Below are 26,271 nucleotides of genomic sequence, written 5' to 3' on the forward strand. Positions count from 1 at the left end.
GCGGCGAGCACCGCGGCCAGCCGGCCCACGGTCGCGCCCTGGCCCGGGACGGCGACGCCCTCCCCGAGGGCCAGCGCCAGCAGCGCGAGCGGGCCGGCGACCCCGTGCGCCACCCCCGGGTCGGGCCGGTCCGGGACCCGGATTCCGGCCAGCGCGGTGAGCACGGCGCGCAGCGCGTCCGCCGCCGCCGGCTCCTCGCGCCGGCACAGCAGGTACGCGCCCGCGCCCGTCAGGCCCGAGACGACGTCGACGTCCCGGGGTGACCGAGCGCCGTCGGCCGCCCGCCGGGCCCGCGCGGCCGCCTCGGCGACGACGCGGCGGTGCGGCGCCCCTTCGTCGCAGGACAGCGACCAGGCGGCGAAGGCCGGCCCCGCCGCCCCGCCGAACAGGCCGGCGGAGGCGCCGACCCGTGCGTAGCCGCGCAGCGCCGCGGCCAGGTAGCCCTCGGCGAGGACCCCGTAGCCCCGGCCGGGCAGGGCCCGGTCCAGCCAGTGGAACGCGAGGGCCAGCCCCGCACCGCCGTCGGCCAGATCGGGGCGGACGCGATGCGGCACGCGGTGCGGCCGCGCGGCCGCTGCGAGGCGGTCGAGGACGACGGCGCGGGCGGGGGCGGGTAGCACTGGGGTCCAGGCGGCGTCGGTCACGGGATCCGTTCGGGGTTGGTCGGGGGGCTGTGTCCTGTCGGGCGTGGGACGCGCCCGGCGACGGCCGGGGCCACGTCGTTGGTGATGGAACGCGTCCGGCGGTGGTGAACGGGTCCGCGCCCCGCCGGTAGTAGGACGCGCCCGGTATCAGCCAGGGAGCCCTGTCCCGTCGGTCGTGGGACGCGTCCGGCGTCGGTCACGAGGTCCGCGGCCGTCGGTCACCGGATGCGCCCGGCGTCGGTCATGAGGCCCGCGTCCGCCGGCCACGTCGGCCACGGATCCCTCCGGCGCCGGCCAGGAAGTACCGCTCAGCCGGGCACGGCGTCCACACCGAGCCGATCACGTCAACTCCCGCTCCGAGCACGGCCCCGCGGAGTGCCGCCCCCGCGCCGGTGGCGGTTCCGCGCGGTCGGCCGTGTTCGTGCGAGCCGGCCGCGCGGAACCGGTGAGCGGTTTACGGCGGGCAGCGCGGCGGGTCCGTGCACTGGCCACTCGTGTGGTCGGTGTCGCAGCACATGTCCGGTTCCAGTGCCTGCTCGTCCGTCTCGGGCAGTTCCTGGAGCTCCAGAACGGCGTCCTCCATCATCCTCACCTCCTTCCCCTGCGGAAAGCCGGGCCGCGGGCCGTCAGAAGGGCGGGCAGCGCGGCGGGTCCGTGATGCCCCAGCTGGTCTCGGGCGGTGTCGCAGCACATCCACGGCTCGTGTGCCGCGCCCTGTGCCTCGGGCAGCTCCTGGAGTTCGAGGACGCTGTCCTCCATGGCCGTCATCCCTTCTTCGCGTGAGTGTCTCCGGCACGGCGTCACTCCTGGCAGCGGGGCGTGTCCGTGCAGCAGTCGGTGTCACAGCGGCTGGTCGTCAGGCTGACCTGGCAGTGCAGGGCCGGCTCCAGCCGCTCCTCGTCCGTCTCCGGCAGCTCCTGCAACCGGAGGACCATCTCCACCATCTCCGCCGACTCCACGGTCACCACCGTCACCTCCATGTGCCTCACCCCCTCCGCCCGGTCCGTCGGCCATCCACGGGCGGCCGCCCCCGTGCGCGAGCCGCAGCAGCAGGTCCAGGGCGCCGGCCAGGCCGACCTGGTAGCTCACGCAGAACTCGCGCAGCGTGTCGTCGGGGACGAGCAGCCGCCCGTCCCGCCGGGCCGCCCGCGCGGACAGGCAGAACGCGGCCTCCGCGGCCCGGACGCGGTAGCCGGCGTCACCGGTCAGCTCGGCGACGTCCAGCAGGAACTGGGCGTTCCCCGCCACGCCGTGGCACGCGCCGGTGCCGACCCGCCAGCGGTCCGCGTACGCCGCGCGGGCCGCCCGCTCGGCGTGGTCGCGGAACAGCGGCTCGCCGGTCTCGTGCCACAGCCGGACGAGCGTCGTGCCGATGCCGGAGGCGCCGTTGCACCAGAAGTCCAGGCCCGTCCGTTCCGTACGGCCCGGCCCCTTGGGCCACACGGCGATGTCACCGCGGCACTCCGCGACCGCGCACAGGGCGTGCCCGCCGCCGACCGCGATGTCGACGAGTTCCGGCCGGCCGAGGTCGCGGCCCGCGGCGAGCAGGAACGCGGCGTGGCCGGCGACCCCGTGGGCGAAGCCGTACAGCGCGGAGCCCGCGAGCTCCCGGCGGTGCTCCGGGCCGAGCGGCCAGTCCACCCCGCCGTCGGCCGCCGCGGTACGGCGGAGCACGCCGTCCGCGCACCGCGACGCCCGCTCGGCGAAGCGCGCGTCGCCGGTGGCGTGCCACAGGTGCAACTGGGCGAGCCCGGCGCCGGCGAGGCCGTGGCAGACGTCCGGGTTGTCCCACTCCAGTGGGATGCGCAGGGCGAACGAGCGGGCCCGCTCGGCGAGTTCCGGGTCGCCGAGGGTCACCGCCGCGTCGTACAGCGCCCACGCCGTGCCCGAGCGGCCGAAGTAGAGCCCGGGCAGCACCCGGCCGGGGAGCGCCAGCCGGGCCGCGATCCAGTCGGCCGCCGTACGCAGCAGCGGTACGAGCCCGGGCGCCCGGCCGGTGCGGACGGCCCGGTCGAGGACGGCCAGGACGCCCGCCGCGCCCTGCTGGACGTTGCACGGGTCGCCCTCCGGCAGCGACCGGGGGCGGGGCCAGAGGTGCGTCTCATGCGGTGTCACCGTCGCGGCGATGTGCGCCAGCCCGTCGTCCAGCAGCCGGTCGAGCGCCGCGCCCTCCAGGACGGGCCCGGGCACCTCGGTCCCCCCGGGCTCCTCCGCGCGGAGGAAGGCGGCGGCCCGCCCGAGCGGCCAGCGGTCCGCCGCCTCGGCGGTGAGGCCGAGGACCAGCGGGGCGAGGGCGCGCAGCGCGGGGCGGTCCGCGGCCGCCGCCCGGACCACTACGGCGAGCCGGTCACCGGCGGGCCGTTCCGGTCCGGAGTCCGGCGCGAGCAGCGGGTTGAACCCGGTGACGGCGTGGAGGAGGGTGCTGCCCAGGCCGAAGCAGTCCGCCTCCGGTCCGGGGACGGGCACGGTGCTGGTCAGAGCGAGGTACTCGGGAGCGGTGAAGCCCTGGGTGCCCGCCACATGGGCCGTGCCCCCGGTCCGTACCGCGCACTCCAGGTCGACGAGGACCGGCGTGCCGTCCGGCCGCATCACCACGTTGGTCGGCTTGAGGTCCCGGAGGACGAAGCCGGCCGCGTGCGCCGCACCGACGAGGCGGGTCAGGTCGCGGGCGAGGCGCCACGCCGTCGCGGCCGGCAGCCGCCCGCCGTTCCGCGACGCCTCCTCCGCCGACCAGCGGTGCAGGTTCTCGCCGTCGATCAGCTCCTCGGCCAGGAACACGTGGCCGCCGGCCGTGAAGACGCTTCGGGGCGCCGGGGCGATGCCGAGCGGCGCCAGCCGCGCCAGCACCTCGGCCTCGTAGCGCAGCCAGTCGCGGGCGTCCGTCCCGCCGGGCCGGGCGCCGACGTGGGCGCGCGCCTCCTTCAGGAGGACGTCCTCCCCGGTGCGCCGGTCCAGAGCGCGGTAGACGCCGCCGCGGTTGGAGTGGCGGACCGCCTCGCGGACGAGGTAGCGGCCGGCGAGCAGGACGGGGTCACCACGGCCGCGGGAGCCGGCCGGCCGGGCCGGCGGGTCGAACGGCGGCCGGGCCCAGGCGGGCGGCGAGAACCACGGGTTGCGTTCGTCGGCGACGAGGCTGCCGTCCGGGGCCCGCAGCCGCCCCCGGTAGAAGCCCTCGTCGTCGAGTTCGCGCGGCGGCGCGAAGCAGCCGAACCGGTAGTGGACGAGGCTGTCCGGCCGGTACCGCCGGTCGGACAGGATCGCGGGGCCGGCCAGCCCCAGTGTGGCGTGGTGCAGTTCCTCGGCGAGGGTGCGCAGCTGCCCGTCGTCGGCCGGGTAGGCGGTGAGGAACTTGCCGGAGTGCTCGCGCGACGCCCGGACGGAGGTGAGGTCGGCGGTGATCCGCGGCGACACCGCGAACTTGAAGGCGCAGCCGTGGGCCACCAGGATGCCCGCCGCCGCCTCCAGGACCCGGGGAGCGGACTCGACGGTCGCCGACACGTGCAGCTTCCAGCCCTGCCGCCGCGACCGGTGTCCCACCGGCCGCACCATGCACCAGGTCTCACCGTCCCGCAGCGTCCACCCGGACCGCCCGGTTCCGAGGACGCGCAGCACGACCGACCGGTAGCTCGCCTGGAGGCTCACCGTCACACGGCGAGCGTGGCACGGACGCCCGCCGCGGTCGAGACCCGCGCCGGAACGGTCTTGCGGGACACCGCACGCCCGCCCGCGCGGCGAGTTGGCCGAAAACGGCGGAACGATGGGGTTTCCGCGCCCTTTACGCGTACTTAAGCGGATCGGCCCTTGTGGCGGAAGTGACGAAACCGCTTCAATGCGTCCTGACAGCCGGGAGAGCCGTCCACCGGCTGCACCACCGTCCCCTGACGCCGCATCAGCAACGGAGATCCGCATGCCGCAGCGCACGACGAAGAAGCTCCCGCTCACCGCCCTCGCGGGGATGACCCTGGCCCTGCCCGCCCTCGTCCTCGGCGGGACCTCCGCCGCCTCGGCCGCCTCGGCCGTCACCGCGTCCCCGACGGCCCCGGCCGCCGCGTCCGGACCGGGGGACCCGCGCATACCGGCCGCCGCCGCGGCCGGGCTGGAGGACCCGCACAAGAAGGACATCGCCATGCGGCTCGTCTGCAGCGCGGAGAACTCCTCGCTCGAATGGCGCCGGTACTTCGACTACATCGAGCCCTACGACGACGGCCGCGGCTACACCGGCGGCATCATCGGCTTCACCTCGGGCACCGGCGACATGCTGAAACTGGTCGAGGAGTACACCGCGAAGAAGCCCGGCAACCCGCTCGCGCCCTTCCTGCCCGCCCTGCGCAAGGCCAACGGCTCCGACTCGCACACCGGCCTCGGCAAGCCCTTCGAGGAAGCGTGGCACAAGGCCGCCCGGGACAAGGCGTTCCAGGACGCGCAGGAGGACCTGCGCGACCGCATGTACTTCGACCCCGCCGTGCGGCAGGCGAAGGAGGACGGGCTGCGCATCCTCGGGCAGTTCGTCTACTACGACGCGATGGTGATGCACGGACCCGGTGACGGCAAGGACAGCTTCGGTGGCATCCGCAAGGCCGCCCTCAAGAAGGCCAGGCCGCCGGCGCGCGGCGGGGACGAGAAGGCGTACCTCGGCGCCTTCCTCGACGCCCGCAGGAAGGTGATGAAGGCCGAGAAGGCACACAGCGACACCAGCCGGATCGACACGGCCCAGCGCGTCTTCCTGAACGACGGCAATTTCGGCCTGGAGCCGCCGCTGAAGTGGAAGGTGTACGGCGACTCGTACCGCATCGACGAGTGACGCGTCCGCGGGGTCCCGCGGCACCCGACCCGGGCGCGGAACCCCGCTCCGACATGTCGCCGTCACTCAACGGCGGTAGTACAGGTGCCACCAGTAGTCGTAGTGGCCGTGGTGCCGCTCCTCCTTCTTGCAGCGGTAATCGTGCCATTTGCCCTGCTGCTTCCCCTTCTTGCCCGCGTCCTTGCACTCGTGCTCGCTGCGGTACCAGCCGTCCGCCTTCCAAGAGGAGTCCAGCGCCTCCTTGTTCGCGTCCTCGTTCGCCTCGTCGTCGTTCACCGCGCCACCCGGCGCACCGCCCGTCGCGCTGCTCGACGCGCTCGGGGAGTCGTCCGGCGGAGTGGCGAAGGCCGCTCCGGCCGTGCCGGCCAGCAGCAGTCCCGCGGTGATCACCGCCGCCGGGACGCGGAGGAAATGCCTTGACTTCACGGATTTCCCTTTCTCGTTCCGGGTTCCTGCCCTTCATGGTGGGCGCGGGGCCGGTGACCCAGGAAGCGGCCACCGCGGGCGCGTTGGAGTGGGGTCTCCGGCGCGTACCGCGCGGGCGGGTGCGAGTCCCACACGGCGTGGGAACGGGGGCGGCCACGTGGTGGCCGCCGCTTCCGCCTACGGGACGTGGCGTCCCACGGCCCCCTGGCGGATGCTTCAGGAACCGGCGGCCACGAGCCGGGCCCACGGCGTACGCGCCGCGGCGGCCAACAGGAGCCGCTCGCGCGGCGGTTCCGGCCCGACCGGACGCCAGACGAGGTCCGGGTCGCCGAGGGAACCGGCGCGTGTGCGCAGGGCGACCAGTCCGTCGTCGCCGATGAGGCGGTGCCGGAAGAGGCTGTGGCCGCCGTCCGAGTCCACCAGCGTCTCCGGCGTCCACCCGCGCGCGGCCGCGTGCGCGAGGACCTCCGCGGCGTAACCGGGCGCCCGTTCGGACGGGAACCACAGCAGGCGCTGGTCCGACAGGTCGGACCAGACCAGTTCCGGCCGCTCCGCCAGCGGGTGCCGGGCGTGCAGCAGGACGCCGAGCGGTTCGTCGGCGAGGGCGCGCACGGTCAGGCCGGAGGTGTCGACGGGCCCGCGCAGGATGCCGAACGCCAGGGTGCCCTGGCGCAGCAGCTCGCCCTGCCGCCCGGACTCGGCCTGCCGGTAGGCGAACCTCGGGCGCCGGCCGGACGCCATGATCTCCTCCGCCGTGGCGAGGACGGACTGCGGCACGCCCCGGCACACCCCGACGGCCGTCGTCAGGGGGACGGCGCGGGCGGCGGCGAGGGAGGAGCGCAGCTCGTCGAAGGCCCGTCCGGTCCCCTCCAGCAGCAGCCGCCCGGCCTCGGTGGGCTCCATGCCGTGCGGCAGCCGCCGGAACAGCGGGGTGCCGACGCGCCGTTCCAACCGCCGGATCTGCTGGCTGAGGCTGGGCTGCGCGATGCGCAGGCGCCGGGCCGCCTCCGTGACGGTCCCGGCCTCGGCGACCGCGGCGAAGTACCGCAGCTGCCGCAGCTCGACGCCCGCCAACGCGTCCTCTCCCGGCTCCCCCTCCACCCCGAGCATCCCGGACACCCATCCTGATCAGCTGTTATAGGCCCTATCCTATGCCCCTCCCCGAGTGGTCGGTCTTGGCGCGGGACCGGGGTGATGGCGCCTACTGGAGGCATGTACGTGATCGTGTTCCGCTACCGCGCCCCGCTGGAGAGGATCGACGAGTTGAAGGAGGCCCATTACGCGAATCCCGACGGCGTCTTCGCCATGGGGCTGGCGCGGCTGGCCGGGCCGCTGGAGCCGCGCACGGGCGGGCTGGTCGTCGCCGACGGCGAACCGGCCGAGATCGAGGCGGCCGTGGCCTCCGACCCGTTCGTCACCAGCGGCGTCGCCACCGCCGAGATCCTCCGCTTCCGGCCCGTGTGGACGAGGGAGGGGTGACAGGGGGGCAGGGGGAGGGGCCCCGCACTCGTGCTTGGGTTCTAGTGGTCGTCGCAACACCCCAGTTCAAGGGGTGCGATGGACGTCGAGAGCGGCGGGGTACGGAAGCGTCCGGGGCATGCTCCTTTGATCCATAAACGGGAGGAATACTTCCGGCTTGTGGATCAGGGAACGAGCTTCGCGGAGGCCAGCCGGATCGTCGGCATCAACCTCCGCACAGGCAAGCGCTGGCGAAACGGCCGTCATGCCTCTGGCGGGCGGAAGGCGGTACCACCGGTCAATACGGTGGTACCGCCTTCCGGACCGTCCCGGTATCTGTGCGAGGCCGACCGCATCCACATAGCCGACCGGCTGCGGGAGAAGGCCACGATCCGTGCCATCGCGGCGGAGCTGGGCCGCAGCCCGTCCACCGTCAGCCGTGAGATCCGCCGCAACCGGCATCCGGTCAACGGCCAGTACCGGCCCTATGCCGCCCAGGTCCGCGCTGATGCCCGCCGGCCCCGGCCCAAAACCGGGAAGATCGGGCAGAACCCTGCCCTGCGGGACTTCATCCAGGTCCACCTGGACCTACGGTGGAGTCCCGAGCAGATCTGTCAGGCTCTGCGGGCGAACTTCCCCGAGCGGCCGGAGATGCACGTGGTCCACGAGACGGTCTACCAGGCCCTCTACGTCCAGGGCCGCGGCGAACTCCGCCGCGAACTCGCCCGCGCCCTGCGCACCGGACGCATCCGCCGTAAACCGCACCGCCAGGCCCAGCAGCGTCAGGCCCGGTTCTCCACCCCGATGGTCATGATCAGCGAGCGCCCCGCCGAGGCCGACGACCGGGCCGTGCCCGGCCACTGGGAAGGCGACCTCATCATCGGCAAGGACAGCGGCTCGGCAATCGGCACCCTGGTCGAGCGCGCCACCCGCTACGTGATGCTGGTGCACCTCCCCGACGGCCGCAGCGCGGAACGCATGCGCGACGCCCTGGTGAACACCGTCCAGAGCCTGCCCGGCCACCTGACCCGCTCACTGACCTGGGACCAGGGCGCCGAGATGGCCGCCCACGGCTCCTTCACCCTCGCCACCGACGTCCCCGTCTACTTCTGCGACCCCGCCAACCTGGCAACGCGGCTCGAACGAGAACACCAACGGCCTGCTGCGGCAGTACTTCCCCAAGGGCACCGACCTCTCGGTCCATACCCGCGAGCACCTGACCGCCGTCGCCGCCGAACTCAACGGCCGACCACGCAAAACGCTCGGCTGGGAAACCCCAGCCGAGCGCCTGCATAAACTGCTCGCAGCCTGATCAAACCAACCCGGTGTTGCGACGATCCCTAGAAACCGCCGGGTCTGCCGGGGCCCCTCGGCGCGTCAGAAGCCGCAGAACGGCGGAATGATGTTCTTGTGCGCCACCCAGCCACGGGTGCCCTTGGCCAGACCGCCCTTGCTCTTGGCCTTCAGCTGCACGTAGTCCCAGCTGCCCGACTTGCGCAGGATCCGGATCGGGTCCTTGAAGTAGAGCTGGCCCTTGACGGCGCCTGAGGTGCTCGCCTTGGTCCGCAGGCGGGTGCCGTCGGTGTAGATCATGGCGTTGTCCTCGTGGCACTCCTTGGCCGCCACGGTGGCGGCCCGCGGAGCACCGGCCGGGACGGCGGCCTGCGCCGGAACGGCCAGGGCGCCGGCGGCGCCGATGAGGGTGGCGGTGGTGAGTGCGAGGGATATTCGACGCACGGATCCTCCGGAAGGTGGTACTCGTTCGATGCGGCGGACGCCGCGCGAACACCCTAAGAGACGGGAAAGCCCCTTCCGCTTACGATCTTGTCACGTCCCTGCCACAACTCGGACGGCCCGCCGGGGGAGGGGGAGCTACGGCAGGATCTCCAGCTGCACCCCGCTGGTGGTGCCCTTGAGGCCGGATCCGAGGCAGTCCGTGGGCAGTTGACGGGAGGACGCGGTCACCGAGCGGCGCACGGCGTGGCCCCTGCCGCGTCCCTCGACGACCCTGCCCGACTGCTCGGAGATCAGGTAACCCGCGACGCGGACGACGGTGGCGCTGTCGATGCGGATCACCGACCGGGCGCCGTCGGCCCAGCGGACGGTCTCGGTGCCGTTCGCGGGTGAGTACGAGAGGCAGGACGCCGAGGGCGCGGTGGAGACGAAGGTGCTCGTGGCGCGGACGGTACGGCCGGGGCCGGTGGTGCAGCTGTAGCGCACCTCCGCGATGTTGCGGGTGCGCCGGGGCTGGAGGGTGAGCGGTGGATCGTAACGGCTGGTGGCGTCGCCGGTGCAGGTGACGGACCCGTCGTCGGCCCCCGTACCGGCCGTGCCCGCCGGCGCTGCCACGAACGTCGAAACCACCAGCGCCAGAGATCCCAGCACGACCGCCGTACCCCGCCTACCGAACATGCGACCTCCCGAACGTCCCGATACGTCAGAGGGCTCACCTACCCACGCCCGGACCGCCCGCCCCGGGCGCCCCGGGGCGCGACACCCGCGCCCGCCCGTCCCGCCGCGCCGACGCACGCGCCCCTCCTCCCGACGGACGGATTGGCACCCGGGCCGGGCCGGGTAGGGAGGGTCGGACGAACCGGCGTTGAACAGCAGAAGGAGAACCTCAGTGAGCCGTACGACCACCGCCGCCGCGACGACCGCCCGGGCGCGCGTGTTCGCGATGATGGACGCCGACGGCGACCGGGTCGTCACGCGGCACGACTACCTCTCCCGCATCGACCGGACCGTGGCGGCCACCGGCCGCACCGAGGACGACCCGCTCGTCGCCGCCGCCCGCGCGGAGGGCGCCCGGGCCTGGGGCGCGATGGACGCCGACGGCGACGGCAGGCTGACCTTCGACGAGTACGCCGCGTGGGTCGACGCCGACAAGTTCGACAACGTCTGCCGGTTCGCCCTGGGAGCCCTCTTCGACCTCGCCGACGCGGACGCGGACGGCGCCCTGGACGCCGAGGAGTTCACGGCCCTGCGCACCGCGCTGAACAACCCACCGGAGAACGCCGCCGCCGCGTTCGACGCGCTGGACACCGACCGCGACGGCCGCGTCGCCCGCGCCGCGTACCTGGCCGCCATCCGCGCCTATGTCGTCGGCGACGACTCGCCGATGGGGGAGGTCCTGTACTAGGGGGTGCCCCGTGGAGCGCGAACGACAGTGGAGCCGACGCTGACACGCCAGTCGATGTCACCCGCGGCGTCGGCCTGAGCCTGCGGGCGCCACCGCCCGCCCCGGCGCGGGTGGTGGTGGGGGGCCAGGTCACCGGGTAACCAGCCGGACGAGACCACAGCAGCCGCTCCGTCAGGTACTGGAGCAGACCATCACCGCGAGCGCAACCGGTCCAGTGCCGAGCGGCTCTCGTCGTCCGCGGCGCGGTAGATCACCAGTCGCTGGTCCGCATCCTGGATCGGCATGAGCACTTCGAAATGGACGGAGATCACGCCGACGACGGGATGCCGCAACACCTTCCGCCCGCGGCCGTTCACCTTGACGTCCCGCTCGGCCCAGAATCGGGCGAATTCCGCGTCACGAGCGATGAATTCGTCGATACGGGAGGCCAGTTGCCGGTCTTCCGGGTGGGCGGCCCATGCGGCGCGCAGGTGCGCGATTCCCTCCCGTACGACGCGTTCGCGGTCGACGTAGACGTCACGCATTCCCGGGTGCATCAGGCACAGCCACATCGCGTTGCGCTGCGACGACGGCAGCGCGTCGAAATCGAGGAGCAGCTTCGCTATTTCGTCGTTCCAGGCCACGATGTCGTAGCGGTGGTTCATCACCATGGCGGGCAGCGGCGACAAATCAGCCACCAGCGCGGCGAGTTGCGGCGACGCCTCGACAGCGGGATCGCCCGCGTGGCGGGGGCGTCGCCGGGCCAGGTCGAAGAGGTAGGTGCGTTCGTCGGGGGTCAGGCGCAGTGCATGAGCCAGCGCTTTCACCACGTCCGACGAGGGCCGCAGCCCCCGGCCCTGTTCGAGTCGCACGATGTAGTCGATGCTGACGCCGGCCAGTTCGGCGACTTCCTCGCGGCGCAGTCCCGGGGTACGCCGGGACCGCGCGCGCAGTGGCAGGCCGACGTCGTGCGGGGCCAGGCGTTCGCGCCGGGTCCGCAGGAACACGGCCAGTTCTTGTGTGGTGTCCACGGTGCGGGTCATCGCGTCCGATGCTAACGCCAGGGTGGGACTGGCTTTCCCAGGAAGACCTCTCCCTTACCCCGGGGCCGCGGCGGCGCCAGGCTTGGTTCCGGCAATGGACCACTGGCACAGGAGAAAACGATGTCGCTCACTCTGGACACCTACCGGTTGCTGGGCCGCTCCGGACTGCGGGTCTCCCCGCTGGCACTGGGAGCGGCGACCTTCGGTACCGAATGGGGCTGGGGCGCCGAACCCGACGAGGCGCGCAAACTGTTCGATCTGTACGTCGAGCGCGGTGGCAATTTCATCGACACCGCCAGCACCTACACCGGCGGCAGCTCCGAGCGGCTGCTGGGCGCATTCGCCCGGGACAACCGCGAAAGACTGGTACTGGCGACGAAGTTCTCGACGCTGCGCCGTCCCGGCGATCCGAATTCGGGGGGCAATCACCGCAAGGCGATGTTCGCTTCTGTGGAAGCCAGTCTGCGCCGCCTGAACACCGACTACCTCGACCTGCTCTACCTGCACGTGTGGGATGCCATGACGCCGGTCGAGGAGTTCCTGCGCGCCATGGACGACCTGGTCCGTCAGGGCAAGGTCCTGTACGCGGGAATCTGCAACGTCCCGGCCTGGCAGGTTTCGCGCATGCAGACGATCGCCGATCTGCGCGGCTGGTCACCGCTGGTCGCGCTCCAGACCGAGTACAACCTGGCCGAACGCAGCGGGGAGCGCGACCTGTTCCCGATGGCGCGCGAAATGGGGCTGGGAGTGGCCGCTTTCTCCCCTCTGGCCGGCGGCCTGCTCACCGGCAAGTACAGCCGGGCCGACCTGACCGCTCCGAAGCCGGATACGGACGGCACCCGCAAGGGGTTCAACCTGGCCAACGGCGCGCTCACCGAGCGCAGCCTCGCCCTCGCGGACGTCGTGAAGGACATCGCAGCCGAGCACGGCACGACCCCCGGCCGTATCGCTCTGGCGTGGCCCCTGCAGAACCCGGACGTGACGGCACCGATCGTCGGCGCCCGTACTCCCGCGCAGCTGGAGGAGAACCTGGGCGCGCTGGACATCGAATTCACCCCTGCCCAACTCGCCCGCCTCGAACAGGCCAGCGCGATCAGCCTCGGCTTCCCCCACGATTTCCTCGCCGGCGAACGGGGGCGGACGATGAACTCGGGCGACCTGACGATCGAGCCACGCCGCTGAGGTCTGAGCGTGAAATCCGCTGCGCACGCCCGCATTCTCAAGCCATGGCACGGCCTAGTACTCCAGCCGTAGTTGTGGATCTTGAAGGCTGGGTGGTGCGGAGACAGGTGCGGCCGCCGGTGATCACCGGTGTGTGAAGGCAGAAGATCAGACGGTGGCCGCAGGTCACAGCGTAGGCCCTGCTCGTTGGGACGAGCACTTCGAGGGGTTGATGACACGGATAGCCGGGCGGTTCGCCCGCTCTGAACCTCGGTGCAGGGTAGGCAAGTTCGTCCGGGGTCTGCTCGCCGACCTGCCGCGCAAGAACTGCTGGACGATCGCGGAATGGGCCGGTGAGCCCACGCCGGACGGGATGCAGCACTTGCTGGAGCGAGCCAAGTGGGATGCGAACGCGATCCGCGATGACCCGCGCGAGTACGTAGTCGAGCACCTCGGCACCGAGCAGGCCGTCCTGGTCGTCGACGGGACCGGTGACGTGAAGAAGGGGAACGCGACCGTCGGGGTGCAGCGCCAGTACACCGGAACCGCTGGGCGGATCGAGAACTCCCAGGTCGCGGTCTACCTCGTGCACGCCACTGCGCGTGGACACGCCGCCGTGGACCGCGAGTTGTATCTGCCCCGAACATGGACCGAGGATCCCGAGCGGTGCCGCGCGGCGGGCCTGGATCCCGACGACGTGCACTTCGCCACCAAGACGCAGCTGGCCGCCGTGATGCTCAAGCGGTTCTGGGCGAGCGGCCACAGCGTCGGCTGGGTCACCGGCGACGAGGTCTACGGCGGCAACCCCGCCCTGCTGTCGATGATCGCCGCGCACGGGAGCGGATACGTCATGGCCGTCTCCTGTCGCACCGAAGTACCGACTCCCGCCGGGAAGTTCCGCGCCGACACGCTCATGCGCAAGGTGCCCCGACGCGGCTGGCAGCGACTGTCCGCAGGCTCCGGTGCGAAGGGCCCGCGTCTTTACGACTGGGCCGCCGCCGATGTGAATCCCTCCCATGCAACGGGCGCCAGCCAGCTGCTGATCCGTCGCAACCGCACCACCGGCGAACTCGCCTACTACCGCTGCTTCAGCCCACGGCCGGTGCCGCTGTCCGTCCTCGTCCGCGTCGCCGGAACCCGATGGAGGATCGAGGAGACCTTCCAGGCCGGCAAGGGCCTCGCCGGCCTGGACGAACACCAGGTCCGCCGCTACACCCCCTGGCTGCGGTGGGTGACCCTCGCGATGCTCGCGCACGCCTTCCTCGCCGCCGTCCGCGCAGGCGAGCATCACGACCGCCCTGCCTCCGACGGGCTCATCGCCCTCACCTGCAACGAGATCCAACGACTTTTCGCCCTGCCCGCAGCGTCACCGGGCGACCCGCGCGACCATCGCCTGCGCTGGTCCCTATGGCGCCGCCGACACCAGGCCCGAGCCCGTAACTGCCACTACCGCCGACACGAGGCCACAGCATGAAGATCCACAACTGGCGGATGGGGTATCAATTGACCGACCTCAGAAGCAGCCGGCCGAAGTCCGTGCGGCCCGAGGGACCCCTCAGGCCGCCATCAGCGCCGCCAGGGCGCGGTCCATTGCGGCGTTGAACTCTTCCGGCGTCAGCGGCAGCCGGGACTTGACGTCCCGACTCCATTGGTCGGCGAGGACCTCGGCGGAGCCCGCCTCGACACCGTCGAGCGCCGCGTCGGCCAGGTCCGACGGAGCGATCTTGTCCACGGGCCAGCCCGCGGCCATGTCGGTATCGGCCAGGCCGAGGTGTACCGCTGTGACGAGCGTGCCCTGCTCGGCGAGCTCCAGGCGGACGCCGTTGGTCATGGCCCAGGCGGCGGCCTTGGTCAGGTGGTAGGCATTGGCACCCTTGCTCCCGAACCACGACATGGCGGAGAGGACGTTGACGATCGCGCCCCCGCCGTTCCTGGCGAGCGCCGGCGCGAACTCCCGGATCATTCCCAGGTGGCCGAACATGTTGGTCTCCAGCTCGTGCCGCACCGCGTCCAGCGAACCGGTCACCAGGTCGGTCCCCGTACTGATTCCCGCGTTGTTGATGAGCAGCGAGACGTCCGGGGCGGCCTCGGCGGCAGCCCTCACGGATGCGGGATCGGCGATGTCGAGGGGCAGCACCTCGACCCCGGGCAGGTCCACGGTCTCCGGTCGGCGGGCCGTCGCGTAGACCTTGCGGGCGCCCCGTTCGAGCAGGCACTGGGTGATAGCGCGGCCCAGGCCGCGGTTGGCTCCGGTGACAAGGGCAACTGAGTTGTTGATATCCATGCCCGGTACGCTAAAACCTGACGTTGACGTCAGAGGCAAGTGCTGGTCGTCAGGACCGGGGTGAGAGGAATCACCATGACCGTCACGCAGGCCGCGGCCGAGCGGCTGGTCCGCATCGGCGAGGTGGCGCGGGGCGCCGGCGTCTCGGTACGCGCCGTGCGCTACTACGAGCAGCAAGGACTGCTCATCGCGGAGCGCAGCCCATCCGGCCAGCGCCTCTACCGGCAGGACGCAGTCGCCCTGGTGCGCTTCTTCCAGCAGATGTTCGCCGCCGGCCTCACCAGCCGAAGGATCACCGAACTCCTTCCGTGCTGGGACTCCGGGCACACCGACGCCGAGCAACGAGCCATGCTGCGCGCCGAGCGCGACCGTATCCAGGCCAAGGTCGACGACCTACAGACCGCCCTGGACCGCCTCGATGAGATCATCGCGATCACGGACACGCACCCGTAGGTGCGGTCGGTCGGACGGCGCACCAGCGATCTACGGCTGGAGTACTAGAGAGGCGCCGTACCGGAGGGGTCCTGTACCGCCGGCGGCCGGACGCCGCCGAACGCGCGCCGGTTGAAGTGCGTCAGCGAAAGCTCCGCGCGCAGTTCCTCCAGGCGGTGCAGGGCAGGGGCGCCGTAGAAACGTTTCAGCAGGTCCGCGTCGAGGTCGTGGGCGCCGTAGAGGTACGGCCGCCCGCCCGCCTCCGCGCAGGTCTCCAGGAGCCGCCGCTGGACCCGCCGCGTGGCGGAGACCGCGCGGTCGTCGGACCGGGGCGCCGACGCGAAGACGCCGACCCCGTAGAGCACGGGCGCGTCCAGCACGGGAGCGAAGACGAACGGGGCGGCCGGCGCCGGGCGTTCGATCACCAGGAAGTAGAGGCTGACCAGGGTGTCGGTCAGCGGGGACGCGTCCAGCAGGGGTTCCAGCGTCGCCGCGAACGTGTGCAGGCCCGCCTCGTCGAGGACGTAGTCCGCCCACAGGTTGGTGTGGGTCTCGCCCTGGAGCAGCGGGGAGAGGTGCCGCCCGACCTCGTCGTGCAGCCGCAGCGGGTAGTCGGGAACGGACTGCTCCGGGGGCTCGGGGGAGGCGTCGGCCGCCCAGGAGACCTGCGCGTACCAGGACGTCCGGTCGTACATGCCGAAGTAGCCGGAGACGCCCGGCTCGGCGGCTATCCGCGGCATGAAGGCCACGAGGTCGGAGAGGCCGGCGTGCTCGATCCGGGAGACCCGGGCGGCGTCCCGGTACGGGACCGTGCGCAGTACCGCCTTCCGGAGGAAGCCCACCTGGCCTAGCCCGCCGAGGGCGAAGCGGAACAGCTCGGTGTTCTCCTCGCCGGAACACCGCAGGACGCGGCCCGTTCCGTCGACGAGCTCGATCTCCCGCACCTGGTCGGCCTGGAGGCCGGACCGTATCGAGCCGAGGCCGAAGCCCCCGACGGACAGCGTGCCGCCCACCGTGAGGCCGAGGAAGCTGGGCAGGACCGGGTTGGCGCGGCCGTGCCGGTTCAGCCAGGTCTCCAGCTCGTACCAGGTGATGCCGCTCGGGACCTCGACCAGCCGCCCGCCGGCCGCGAGCCGGGGCTCGGCGTCGCCGCGGGCGTTGTGCAGAACGGTCCCCGGACTGAGCGTCTGCGTGTTGCAGGACCGGCCCGCGCCGCGCACGGCCGTCTCCCGGCCGGAGGCGGCGGCCCGCCGCATGATGTCCTCGACGGTCCCGTCCGTTCCCTCCCGGACAACCGCCGCGGGGGGAACGAAGCGGGAGCGCCCGAAGTCGCTGCCGAATTCTCGCGTCATGTGACACCTTTCCCGAACCGTCTGCTTTCCCGAACCATCCGCTTTCACGAACCGTCCGCGGCCTTCCGCCGGACGGTCTCCGTCTGTGGTCACGGCCTGAACCCGCCGAACGCGCGCCGGTTGAAGTGCGTCAGCGAAAGCTCCGCGCGCAGTTCCTCCAGGCGGTGCAGGGCCGGGGCGCCGTAGAAACGTTCCAGCAACTCCGCGTCGAAGTCGTGGGCTCCGTAGAGGTAGGGGCGGCCCCCGTCCTCCGCGCAGGCTTCCAGCAGTTCCCGCAGCACCCGCCTCGTCCCGTAGATCGCGCGGGAATCCGACCGGCCGGCCGCGGTGAAGACGCCGATCAGGTACTGGACGGGCGCGTCGACCACGGGCGCGAGGGCGAAGGGCGTGGCCGCCGGGGGGCGCCGGATCACCAGGAAGTAGAGGGCGACCAGGGTTTCGGACAGCGGGTACGCACGGGTCAGTTCTTCCACCCGCGCGCAGAATCCGGGGAACGCAGACTCGTCGAGGACGTGGTCCACCCACAGATTGGCATGGGTGTCCTCTTCCAGCAGATAGTGGAGTTTCCTCGCGGTTTCGCGGTGGCTGTACAGCATGTAGTCGGGGACCGGCAGCACCGGTGCCGAATCCCCGGGATCCGGGGCGTCGGCGTCGTACGACACGTACGAGTACCAGTCGGTCCGGTCGTACATGCCGAAGTAACTGGCCACCCCGGGGTTTTGGGCGCCGTTCCGCATGAAGCCGACGAGCTCGTCGAGGCCGGTGTGCGGAATTCTGGACGCCCGGGTGACGGGCTGGTACGGAACCGTTCGCAGCACCGCTTCGCTGATGAAGCCCACCTGCCCCAGTCCGCCGAGGGCGAACCGGAACAGTTCGGCGTTCTCCCGGTCGGAACACCGCAGCGCGCGGCCCGTTCCGTCGACGAGTTCGATCTCCCGCACCTGGTCGCTCTGGATACCGGAACGGACGGACGCGAGGCCGAATCCGCCGACGGACAGGTTGCCGCCCACCGTGATGTCGAGGTAGCTCGGGAGGACGGGGTTGGAACGGCCGTGCCGGTTCAGCCATTTCTCCAGTTCCAGCCAGGTGATCCCGCTGGGGGCCGCGACGAAGTGGCCGTCCCCCGTGAACCGCGGGGTGCTGTCGGGGCGGTAATTGTCGAGGACGGTCCCGGAGGAGAGCGTTTGGGTACCGCACGAGCGGCCGGCCCCGCGGACGGCCGTCTCGCGGCCGGACGTGGCCGCCTGCCGCATGAGGTGCCCGATCGTTCCGTCGTCGCCTTCCCGGACCACCCGCTCGGGAGTGATGACGGAGGTCCGTCCGAAATCCCGGCTGAACTTGTGCACTTGGCTTCGCCTTTCGTCTCGCCCGTTTGATGAATCGCTTTCCGCTTCCGGTCTCTGATTCCGCTGTGGCGGTCAAAACCTCTGTTGCTGCGGTGAAGCGTGGTGACGAAATCCGCTTTCAGGGATGCGGGTGTCGCTCAGAGCCAGTCAGAGCGGATGTGGCGCATGAGGCCGGCCGGCAAGGGGCGAACGCCACCATGACGCCACGTCAGGACCGGTGGTCATGGCCGTCACCGTAGACCACGAACCGGATCGCGCGCACCACGGGGTGACCTGGCGAACCGTCCGCATCCCGCCGAAAACCGGCATGCATGTATCCGCCAACTGCTCAGGTGGTTATGTGTCAGGACGTCAGGGGTTTGGCGACGGGGGCTGGCATTTTCCTGTTAGTTTTATTTCAACCGTTGTGCGGCGGGGGCGCCTTGTCTAAGGTGGTCCGACATTCCCCCTGTGCCGCAGCACGGCAGAAGCCTCCCGTGGCTGGTGTGACACAGGTGATTTCACGATTCACGATTTCCGACACCGGGCCCACCTTTCCTGTGGTGAGCCGGGGCCCGCACGCGCGCCCGTCGACGAGGCCGCGACCCAAGAGCGGGAGAAGCGAAGGAAGCGAAGGAAGCGAAAAGGGGGCACACCGAATTGTCTGCGCACAACGGACACCTGCCGGGGATCAGGAAGGACTTCATCTCCGACTACGACGGGCTCGCCGGCCAGTGGTGGGACCCGCGCGGCGCGCTCGCACCGCTGGGGTGGATCGCCCGCGCCCGCGCCGACTACGTACCGGCCGCCCGGCACGACGGCGCCCTGCTGCTCGACATCGCCTGCGGCGGCGGCCTGTTCGGCCCGCACGCGGTCGCCAAGGGCTACCGCGCGGTCGGCGCCGACCTGTCGGAGCTGTCGCTCCGCGAAGCCCGCCGGCACGGCTACGCCGAGACCGTCCGGGCCGACGCCGCCGGCCTGCCGTTCGGCGACGCGTCGTTCGACGTCGTCACTGCGGGCCAGTGCCTCGAACACGTCCCGGACCCCTTCGCCGTGGTGGCGGAGGCCTGCCGGGTGCTGCGCCCCGGCGGCACCCTCGTCGTCGACACCATCGCCGACACCAGGGCCGCCCGCTTCGTCTCGGTCACCCTCGCCGAGAACGTCCCGATCCCCGGCCACCCGCCCCGCGGCACCCACGACCACCGCCTCTTCGTCAACCGCGAGCGGCTGGTCCGGGCCGCCCGGCTGCACGGCGTGGAGCTCAGGCTGCATGGCCTGCGCCCGCGCCTGCGCGACATGGCCCGCTATGCGGCCGGACGGCTCGAAGCGGTGCGCATCGTGCGCACCAAGTCCACATCGGTCCTCTACCTGGGCGCGGGAACCAAAAAGTGACGCTGCCACTGCACCTCCACGCCGGCGCCGTCCACAACTGGGTGATCGGCGCCAGGCTCAAGACCCTCCCCGTCAGCTACGCGCCGCTGGCCGTGGGCACCGCCATCGCCCACGCGTCCGGCCCCCTCGACGCGCCGCGCGCCGTCCTGACGGTGGTCCTCGTGCTCGGCTTCGTCCTGGGCACCAACTTCTTCAACGACTACAGCGACGGCATCCGCGGCGTGGACGACCACCGGGCCGGCCCCACCCGGGTGGTCGGCTCGGGACGGGCCACGCCGCGGCAGGTCTTCCGGCACGGCGCGGTCCTGTACGGCATCGGCGCCCTGGCCGGGCTGTACCTGGCCGTGACGGTCTCCTGGTGGCTGCTCGCCGTCACCGTGTTCATCGCGCTCGGCGGCTGGTTCTACACCGGCGGCTCCCGGCCGTACGGCTACCACGGCCTCGGCGAGATCAGCATCTTCCTCTACCACGGCGTCGTCTTCGTCTGCACCCCCGTCTACGTCCAGACCGGGCACGTGCCCTGGGAGGCCCTGGCCGGATCCATACCCGTCGGCCTGCTCGCCTGCGCCCTGCTGACCACCAACAACCTGCGCGACATCCCGACCGACGCCGCCACCGGCAAGATCACCCTCGCGGTGCGGCTGGGCGTCGCGAAGACGCGCGCGTTCTACGTGTGCTGCGTCGCCGGCGCCTTCGTCTCCGCCCTCCTGCCGGCCCTCGCCCACCCGTGGGCGCTGCTCGTGCTCGGCGCCGTCCCGTTCGCCGTCTCCCCGGTGCGCAGGGTGCTGAGCGGAGCTGCCGGCCGGGCGCTGATCCCGGCGTTGGAGCACACCTGCCTGCTGCTGCTCGCGTTCGGAACCCTGCAGGCGATCGGCCAGGCCCTGTGACCCACCGAGGAGTGGAGCGATGATTTCCGACCCCGGCATACCCGATTCCCACATAGGCACCCACGAGGCGCCCGCCCCCGAGACGCCCGACCACGAAGTCCTCGTCATCGGTGCCGGATTCTCCGGCATAGGAACCGCCATCGGCCTCCGCAAAGCCGGCATCACCGACTTCCTCCTCCTGGAGGAGCGCGACGACATCGGCGGCAGCTGGCACGCCAACACCTACCCCGGCATCTCCGTCGACATCTCGGCGTTCTCCTACTCCTTCGCCTCCGACCCCTACCCGTCGTGGTCCCGGGTGTTCCCCCCGGGAGAGGAACTGGACGCCTACGCGCACCACTGCGTCGACACCCACGGCCTCCGGCCCCACGTGCGCTGCCACTCCCGCGTCGTCCGCGCGGAATACCACGAGAAGGCGCACTTCTGGCGGGTCTTCTTGGCCGACGGCACCTCCCTGACCGGCCGTTTCGTCGTCTGCGCCACCGGATGGCTCACCAAGCCCAAAACACCGGACATTCCCGGCCTCGACCGGTTCAAGGGCGACCTCGTGCACACCGCGGAATGGGACCCCGAGCTCGCGCTGGACGGCCGCCGCGTGGGGCTGGTCGGCACCGGTGCCTCCGGCGTGCAGGTGGTGCCCGAGATCGCGCCCCGCGTGGAGCGGCTCCACGTCTACCAGCGCACGCCCATCTGGCTGCTGCCCAAGCCGGACGCCCCGATCCCCGAGGCGCTCCGCCGGGTCTTCGCGCGGGTCCCCGCCACCCAGCGGGCGATCCGGCTGCTCACGGACGCGGCGACGGAGATCGCCTTCGTCGTCGCGATGGTCCACTACCGCCGCTTCCCGTTCCTGCTCCGGGCCACCGAGGCCGCGTCCCGCGCCTACCTGCGCCGCCAGGTCGGCGGCGACCCCGAGCTGATGCGCAAGCTCACCCCGTCCTACCGCGTGGGCTGCAAACGGCCGTCCCTGGCCAAGGGCTACTGGCGCGCCTTCACCCGGGAGAACGTCGACCTCGTCACCGAACCGATAGCCGAGGTCACCGAGACGGGCATCCGGACGGCGGACGGCGAGGAGCAGACGTTCGACGTCCTCATCCTGGCCACCGGCTTCCACGTGCTCGACAACCTTCCGCCGTTCCCGGTGCACGGCCAAGGCGGGCGGGACCTCAAGGAGTTCTGGCGGACCGAGCGCTTCCAGTCCTACGAGGGGACGTCCGTCAAGGGCTACCCGAACCTGTGGTTCATCGTCGGCCCCTACTCCTTCACCGGCGGATCCTGGTTCGGGATGATCGACTACCAGGTGACCCACGCCCTCCGCGTCATCAAGGAGGCCCGGCGGCGGCGCGCCACGCAGGCGGTCGTCCGCGCCGACCGGCACGACCGCTCCTTCCGCAGGGCCCTGCGCCGGCAGCGGGACACCGTGTTCCTCGACCCCAGCTGCAAGGGATCGAACACCTACTACCTCGACGAGCGCGGGGACGCGCCGGCCGTCCGCCCGGCCTCCACCGTCGAAGCGGCCTGGCGCGCCCGCCACTTCGACCTGGACGACTACCGGTACGAACGATGACCCCGCGGCCGGCCGACCGCTCCACCACCAGCGCCAGGAGGCAGAAGGCGATGCGTTTTCGCGAGGTGCAGGGGCGGGACCGCGCCCTGTGCGTGCTGTACGGGACCACGGCCCTGGTGGGCGCCGGCGTCATGGGGGCGCTGGCCGTCGCCTTCGTCGTGGGCCACGCGGACTCCGGACCCACGGGAGTCGTCACCGACTTCCTCCGCGACGCCACCGCCAACCTGGCATCCCGGTTCATCTACGCCGACCTGGTCCTCACCTGGGCCGCGCTCGGCGCCTACATGATCGTCGAAGGGCGGCGGTTCGGCATCCGGCACGTCTGGGCGTACATCGTCGGAGCCCCGCTCCTCGCCCTGATCGCGAGCTACGGCCTGTTCATGCTCGTACGCCAGCTGAGGATCGCGGCGGCGGGCGGTGGCGACGACCTGCCCGCGGGTGGCGGGACCGGTCGGCGGACGGCGACCGGGACGGCCTCGTGAGCCGCGCGGGACGGTGCCGGAGGCGGAGCACGAGGAAGCGCGGACGGTAATGGCACACGCAGCACATTCAGCCCACTCAGCACATGCAGCCCACACGGCCCACGCGGCACACACGGCCCACGCGGCACACACGGCCCACGCGGCACACACGGCCCACGCAGTCGTATCCGGCGGTGGCATCGGCGGCCTCGCGACCGCCCTGGCCCTGGCCCGCCAGGGGCACCGCGTGACCGTCCTGGAGCGCGGCGAGGCGTTCACCGAGATCGGCGCCGGCGTCCAGCTCGGCCCGAACGCGTTCCACGCCCTCGCGCTCCTGGGCGTGAGCGAAACCGTGCGCGAGCGCGCGGTGTTCGTCGACGCCCTCCGCCTCATGGACGGCGTCTCGGGCAGGCCGCTCGCGACCATGCCCCTCACCGCGCGGTACCGCGCGCGGTTCGGGAACCCGTACGCCGTCGTGCAGCGCGTCGACCTCTACGAACCGCTGCTCGCGGCGTGCCGCGCGGCCGCCGGCGTCACGCTGGTGGCCGGCGCCGACGTCCGGTCGTACGCACAGGACGCGGCGGGCGTCACGGTCGCGACGGCGGACGGCCGGACGTACCGCGGGGACCTGCTCGTCGGCGCCGACGGCATCCGGTCGGCCGTGCGCGCCCGGCTGGTGGGCGACGGCCCGCCGCGGGTCTCCGGCCACACCATCTACCGCTCGGTCATCCCCATCGAGAAGGTGCCGGACGGCCTGCGGTGGAACGCCGTGACCCTGTGGGCCGGGCCGAAGTGGCACTTCGTCCACTACGTCATCGGCAACGGCCGCTACCTCAACCTCGCCGCCACGCTGGACGACGGCGCCCGGGAACCGGTCGCGGGCCGCCGGACGGCCCGGGACCTCGTCCTGCACCGCTTCCGGAACCTGGGGCGCATCCCGCGCCGGCTGCTCGAACTGGGCGCGGACTGGCGCGAATGGGTCCTCTGCGACCGCGACCCCGTGGACGTCTGGACCGACGGCCGGGTGACCCTGATGGGCGACGCCGCCCACGCCATGCTCCAGTACGCCGCCCAAGGGGCCTGCCAGGCCCTGGAGGACGCGGTGGTGCTGGGCGAGGTGCTCGCGGGCGCCGGCCCCGGAGCCGCCGGTGACGTGCCGCGGCGGCTGGAGCGGTACAACGCCGCACGCCGCGAACGGACCGCGCGCATCCAGCTCCTGGCCCGGCGGATGGGCGAGGAGCTCTACCACCCCGCCGGCGCGGCGGCCTTGGCCCGCGACGCGATGCTGCGGGCGCTGGGCGAGGACGACCTGTACGAGCGGGTGGCCTGGCTGCACGGCGCCCGGGAGTTCGCCGTGCCGCACTGAGCGCGGGGCTCAGCCCGCGGTGCCCTGGCCGTCACCGTCGGCGGCCAGCCGCAGGGCCCGCTCCCGGTCGCGGGTGTCCAGGGCGTCGACCAGGGCGGTCCTGCGGTCGAGGCGGGCGCGCAGGCCCCCGGGGGCGGCGTCGGTCTCGGCCCGCTCGGCGAGCGGCAGCAGGCCGTCGTAGAGCGCACGCAGCAGACCGCCGGGGCTGAGCGCGGCGAGACGGGCGCGCAGACGCCGGTCGGCCGAGGCGAAGGCGGCCGGGTCGGCGGCGTCCGCCGCCTCCGCCAGCGGCGCCAAGAGGCCCCGCAACTCGGCCACGTCGGCGGGGGAGGCGTGCCACAGGGCGTCCGCGACGAGCAGCGGGTCCAGGGCGTCGCGGACCCGGCGGGCGTCCTCGGGCCGCTGCCCGTCCAGCGCCTCGGCCCAGGCGTCCCTTGGCGTGGCCGGGGCTGGCGGGGGCGGCTGGGGCGGCTGGGCGGCGAACAGCCCCCCGCCCGGCCCCGGTCGCACGGTGACCAGGCCGCGGGTCTGCAACAGGCGCAGCGCCTCGTTGAACGTCCCGACGGACACCCCGCACTCGGCCCGCAGCTCCTCCTTGGTCCCGAGGCGCGCCCCCGGCCGACTGCGGGCGACGCGCTCGGCGACGCGGTCGGCGGCCGTCTCGGCGCGCGAGGGGGCGGACGCACGCTCCCAGTCGGCGCGGCACAGGGCCGGCAGGTCGGCGCCGTCGCGCTGCTCGGCGTGCCCGTCCGCGCGGTGGTCGGTGGTTCCCACGGTGTCTCCTCGGCGCCCTGGTGGAAATGATTATGGTGAATAGCCTCGCACCCCTTGACGCCTTTCGTAAACCACATGCATGATCACCATAATCATCATGATGGTTTAAGGGGGCCAGGACTCGATGGGCGAGCAGGACTTCCGCGACGCGATGGCCGGCGTCTGCGCACCGGTGACGGTCGTGACGGCCGCCGAGAACGGGACGCCGTACGGGGTCACCGTGAGCGCCTTCGCCTCACTCTCCCTGCGGCCCGCGATGGTGTCGGTGGCGCTCGACCGGTCCTCCGACGTCCTGCGGCGCATCCTCGCGACCGGGCGGTTCGGCGTGAACGTGCTGGGCAGCGACCAGGACGAGCCCGCCAGGACGTTCGCCCGCCGGCTGCCCGACCGCTTCGCCGCGTCCGGGGCGCCCTGGACGTACGACCACGGACTGCCGCGGCTGACCGAGGCCCCCGGATGGCTCGTCTGCGGGCTCCGCTCGGCGGTCGAGGGCGGCGACCACCTCCTGCTCCTCGGCGACGTCACCCACGTCCGCACATCCAGGGCCGCGCCCCTCGTCTACGGCCACCGCACGTTCGGCACCCACTCCGCGTTCGCGCGCCGACCCACGCCGACCCGCGCTGAAAACTGCTGAAACACGCTGCTGTTAGGAGATTTCGCATGACCACCACGGCTACCCGACCCGTACCGTCCGCCGCCCCGACCGGTGCCGAGTTCGTCGCGCGGGCGGAGGCGCTGCGGCCCCTGCTGCGCGAGCACGCCGCCCGGATCGACGCGGACCGGCGGCTGACCGACGACGTGGTCGACGAGCTGACGCGGGCCGGGCTGTTCCGGCTGACCACGCCGCGGCGCTTCGGGGGACACGAGACCGACGTGCGCACCCTGCTCGACGTGACGGCCACGCTGGCCGAGGGCGACGGCTCCACGGCCTGGGTGGTCGCGGTCGTCAACACCTGCAACTGGCTGGCCGCCCTCTTCCCCGAGCAGGCGCAGGAGGAGGTCTTCGGCGCCGACCCCGACGCCCGTGTCACCGGCGTCTTCAGCCCGACCGCCACCGCCCGCAGGGTCGAGGGCGGTTGGCGGGTATCCGGCCGCTGGTACTACAACTCCGGCGCCCCGCAGTCCACCTGGGCCGTCGTCGGCATCCCGCTCACCGACGCCGAGGGCACCGTGACCGACCAGGCGATGGCCCTGATACCGCGGCACGAACTGCGCTTCGAGGACACCTGGTTCGTCGCCGGCATGCGCGGCACCGCCAGCGACTGCGTGATCGCCGAGGACGTCCTCGTCCCCGAGCACCGGGTGATGTCCGTGCCGGGTGCCCTCGAAGGGGACGTCCCCGCCGACCACGGCCCCACCGGCCTCTTCCGCATCGCGTTCGCCCCCTTCCTGGCCGTCGGCCTGGCGGGCCCCCAACTCGGCATGGCCCGGGCCGCGCTGAAGCTGGTCACCGAGAAGGCGGCGAGCAAGCCGATCGCCTACACCTACTACGCGACCCAGGCGGAGTCGGTCGGGGTGCAGTTGCAGGTCGCCGAGGCCGCGATGCGGATCGACACCGCCGAGCTCCACATCGGCCGGGCCGCCGCCGACCTCGACACCGCCGCGGCCCGCGGGGAGACCCTCGACCTCCTGGTCAAGGCCCGGGTCCGCGCCGACGCGGGCCACGCCATCGAGAACCTGCTCTCCGCCGTCAACACGCTGCTCAACGTGCACGGCGCCGGCTCCTTCGCGGACGCCAACGCGCTGCAGCGGATCTGGCGCGACCTGAGCGTGGCCGGCCGGC

25 protein-coding genes and 2 pseudogenes are annotated in these 26,271 nt (G+C 72.4%); 14 read left to right on the forward strand and 13 right to left on the reverse strand.

Annotated elements, in window-relative coordinates:
* The 4 genes from JNW98_RS27155 to lanL form a co-directional block, all read right to left on the reverse strand.
* Positions 1 to 644: lanthionine synthetase LanC family protein (locus JNW98_RS27155; protein ID WP_308015672.1), on the reverse strand; the 644-nt coding region annotated here is incomplete at its 3' end.
* Positions 645 to 1,098: 454 nt separating this feature from the next.
* On the reverse strand, positions 1,099 to 1,230 hold the full coding sequence (locus JNW98_RS36325; RefSeq protein ID WP_263421260.1) for a hypothetical protein: 132 nt from the start codon (positions 1,228 to 1,230) through the stop codon (positions 1,099 to 1,101).
* A gap of 2 nt (positions 1,231 to 1,232) precedes the next feature.
* Entirely contained in the window at positions 1,233 to 1,403 is a 171-nt protein-coding gene (locus tag JNW98_RS27160; protein ID WP_223770943.1) for a hypothetical protein, read from the reverse strand.
* Positions 1,404 to 1,484: 81 nt separating this feature from the next.
* Positions 1,485 to 4,292 (reverse strand): class IV lanthionine synthetase LanL, encoded by a 2,808-nt coding sequence (lanL, locus tag JNW98_RS27165; RefSeq protein WP_223770944.1) that lies wholly within the window; start codon positions 4,290 to 4,292, stop codon positions 1,485 to 1,487.
* A gap of 259 nt (positions 4,293 to 4,551) precedes the next feature.
* On the opposite strand from lanL, the gene JNW98_RS27170 reads away from it, so the two are divergent.
* Positions 4,552 to 5,445, forward strand: coding sequence for a chitosanase (locus JNW98_RS27170; RefSeq protein ID WP_223770945.1), 894 nt, complete (start codon positions 4,552 to 4,554; stop codon positions 5,443 to 5,445).
* Between the two features lie 66 nt (positions 5,446 to 5,511).
* Here the strand turns inward: JNW98_RS27170 and JNW98_RS27175 are convergent, their stop codons facing one another.
* Positions 5,512 to 5,871, reverse strand: coding sequence for a hypothetical protein (locus JNW98_RS27175; RefSeq protein WP_223770946.1), 360 nt, complete (start codon positions 5,869 to 5,871; stop codon positions 5,512 to 5,514).
* A 216-nt stretch (positions 5,872 to 6,087) separates the two neighbouring features.
* Positions 6,088 to 6,981: a LysR family transcriptional regulator gene (locus JNW98_RS27180; protein WP_223770965.1), complete on the reverse strand. Its 894-nt coding sequence runs from the start codon at positions 6,979 to 6,981 to the stop codon at positions 6,088 to 6,090.
* Between the two features lie 102 nt (positions 6,982 to 7,083).
* Here JNW98_RS27180 and JNW98_RS27185 point away from each other — a divergent pair, with 102 nt between their 5' ends.
* Positions 7,084 to 7,350: a YciI family protein gene (locus JNW98_RS27185; protein WP_223770947.1), complete on the forward strand. Its 267-nt coding sequence runs from the start codon at positions 7,084 to 7,086 to the stop codon at positions 7,348 to 7,350.
* Between the two features lie 78 nt (positions 7,351 to 7,428).
* Positions 7,429 to 8,641, forward strand: a pseudogene (locus JNW98_RS27190) (IS30 family transposase).
* 65 nt (positions 8,642 to 8,706) lie between these two features.
* Here JNW98_RS27190 and JNW98_RS36710 read toward each other — a convergent pair.
* A complete protein-coding gene (locus JNW98_RS36710) occupies positions 8,707 to 9,066 on the reverse strand; it encodes an SH3 domain-containing protein (protein WP_223770948.1) in 360 nt (119 codons plus the stop codon).
* A 135-nt stretch (positions 9,067 to 9,201) separates the two neighbouring features.
* Complete coding sequence (locus JNW98_RS27200; RefSeq protein ID WP_223770949.1) at positions 9,202 to 9,741, reverse strand: hypothetical protein; 540 nt, start codon at positions 9,739 to 9,741, stop codon at positions 9,202 to 9,204.
* A 211-nt stretch (positions 9,742 to 9,952) separates the two neighbouring features.
* Between JNW98_RS27200 and JNW98_RS27205 the strand changes: the two genes are divergently transcribed.
* The gene (locus JNW98_RS27205) at positions 9,953 to 10,468 is read left to right on the forward strand and encodes an EF-hand domain-containing protein (protein ID WP_223770950.1); all 516 of its coding nucleotides are present in this window, start codon (positions 9,953 to 9,955) and stop codon (positions 10,466 to 10,468) included.
* A 191-nt stretch (positions 10,469 to 10,659) separates the two neighbouring features.
* Here JNW98_RS27205 and JNW98_RS27210 read toward each other — a convergent pair whose 3' ends face one another.
* Positions 10,660 to 11,490 (reverse strand): helix-turn-helix domain-containing protein, encoded by an 831-nt coding sequence (locus tag JNW98_RS27210; protein WP_223770951.1) that lies wholly within the window; start codon positions 11,488 to 11,490, stop codon positions 10,660 to 10,662.
* A 120-nt stretch (positions 11,491 to 11,610) separates the two neighbouring features.
* On the opposite strand from JNW98_RS27210, the gene JNW98_RS27215 reads away from it, so the two are divergent.
* Positions 11,611 to 12,672, forward strand: coding sequence for an aldo/keto reductase (locus JNW98_RS27215; RefSeq protein WP_223770952.1), 1,062 nt, complete (start codon positions 11,611 to 11,613; stop codon positions 12,670 to 12,672).
* 211 nt (positions 12,673 to 12,883) lie between these two features.
* A complete protein-coding gene (locus JNW98_RS27220) occupies positions 12,884 to 14,125 on the forward strand; it encodes an IS701 family transposase (protein ID WP_223770953.1) in 1,242 nt (413 codons plus the stop codon).
* 81 nt (positions 14,126 to 14,206) lie between these two features.
* Here the strand turns inward: JNW98_RS27220 and JNW98_RS27225 are convergent, their stop codons facing one another.
* Positions 14,207 to 14,935: an SDR family oxidoreductase gene (locus tag JNW98_RS27225; RefSeq protein ID WP_223770954.1), complete on the reverse strand. Its 729-nt coding sequence runs from the start codon at positions 14,933 to 14,935 to the stop codon at positions 14,207 to 14,209.
* A gap of 75 nt (positions 14,936 to 15,010) precedes the next feature.
* Between JNW98_RS27225 and JNW98_RS27230 the strand changes: the two genes are divergently transcribed.
* Positions 15,011 to 15,388 carry a MerR family transcriptional regulator gene (locus JNW98_RS27230; protein ID WP_223770955.1) on the forward strand — a complete coding sequence of 126 codons (378 nt, stop codon included), beginning with the start codon at positions 15,011 to 15,013 and terminating at the stop codon, positions 15,386 to 15,388.
* Between the two features lie 44 nt (positions 15,389 to 15,432).
* Here JNW98_RS27230 and JNW98_RS27235 read toward each other — a convergent pair whose 3' ends face one another.
* Positions 15,433 to 16,719: an FAD-binding protein gene (locus tag JNW98_RS27235; protein ID WP_223770956.1), complete on the reverse strand. Its 1,287-nt coding sequence runs from the start codon at positions 16,717 to 16,719 to the stop codon at positions 15,433 to 15,435.
* 89 nt (positions 16,720 to 16,808) lie between these two features.
* The gene (locus JNW98_RS27240; protein WP_223770957.1) at positions 16,809 to 18,065 is read right to left on the reverse strand and encodes an FAD-binding oxidoreductase; all 1,257 of its coding nucleotides are present in this window, start codon (positions 18,063 to 18,065) and stop codon (positions 16,809 to 16,811) included.
* Between the two features lie 639 nt (positions 18,066 to 18,704).
* Between JNW98_RS27240 and JNW98_RS27245 the strand changes: the two genes are divergently transcribed.
* The 5 genes and pseudogenes from JNW98_RS27245 to JNW98_RS27265 all read left to right on the forward strand — a co-directional run.
* Positions 18,705 to 19,436, forward strand: a complete 732-nt coding sequence (locus tag JNW98_RS27245) for a methyltransferase domain-containing protein (protein WP_223770958.1) — start codon at positions 18,705 to 18,707, stop codon at positions 19,434 to 19,436.
* Positions 19,433 to 20,323, forward strand: coding sequence for a 1,4-dihydroxy-2-naphthoate polyprenyltransferase (locus JNW98_RS27250; RefSeq protein ID WP_223770959.1), 891 nt, complete (start codon positions 19,433 to 19,435; stop codon positions 20,321 to 20,323). The genes JNW98_RS27245 and JNW98_RS27250 overlap by 4 nt, the downstream gene beginning before the upstream one ends.
* A 19-nt stretch (positions 20,324 to 20,342) precedes the next feature.
* On the forward strand, positions 20,343 to 21,887 hold the full coding sequence (locus JNW98_RS27255) for a flavin-containing monooxygenase (protein ID WP_223770960.1): 1,545 nt from the start codon (positions 20,343 to 20,345) through the stop codon (positions 21,885 to 21,887).
* Between the two features lie 50 nt (positions 21,888 to 21,937).
* Positions 21,938 to 22,369 carry a DUF2834 domain-containing protein gene (locus tag JNW98_RS27260; protein ID WP_223770961.1) on the forward strand — a complete coding sequence of 144 codons (432 nt, stop codon included), beginning with the start codon at positions 21,938 to 21,940 and terminating at the stop codon, positions 22,367 to 22,369.
* Positions 22,370 to 22,520: 151 nt separating this feature from the next.
* A pseudogene (locus JNW98_RS27265) lies at positions 22,521 to 23,714 on the forward strand (3-hydroxybenzoate 6-monooxygenase); the annotation flags it as partial.
* A 9-nt stretch (positions 23,715 to 23,723) separates the two neighbouring features.
* Here the strand turns inward: JNW98_RS27265 and JNW98_RS27270 are convergent.
* A complete protein-coding gene (locus JNW98_RS27270) occupies positions 23,724 to 24,488 on the reverse strand; it encodes an FCD domain-containing protein (RefSeq protein ID WP_223770962.1) in 765 nt (254 codons plus the stop codon).
* A 124-nt stretch (positions 24,489 to 24,612) separates the two neighbouring features.
* Between JNW98_RS27270 and JNW98_RS27275 the strand changes: the two genes are divergently transcribed.
* Both JNW98_RS27275 and JNW98_RS27280 read left to right on the forward strand, forming a co-directional pair.
* On the forward strand, positions 24,613 to 25,122 hold the full coding sequence (locus JNW98_RS27275) for a flavin reductase family protein (protein WP_223770963.1): 510 nt from the start codon (positions 24,613 to 24,615) through the stop codon (positions 25,120 to 25,122).
* Between the two features lie 26 nt (positions 25,123 to 25,148).
* A partial coding sequence (locus JNW98_RS27280) for an acyl-CoA dehydrogenase family protein (RefSeq protein WP_223770964.1) occupies positions 25,149 to 26,271 on the forward strand: 1,123 nt, incomplete at its 3' end.

Source organism: Streptomyces huiliensis, from assembly GCF_020037025.1.
Classification (GTDB): domain Bacteria; phylum Actinomycetota; class Actinomycetes; order Streptomycetales; family Streptomycetaceae; genus Streptomyces; species Streptomyces huiliensis.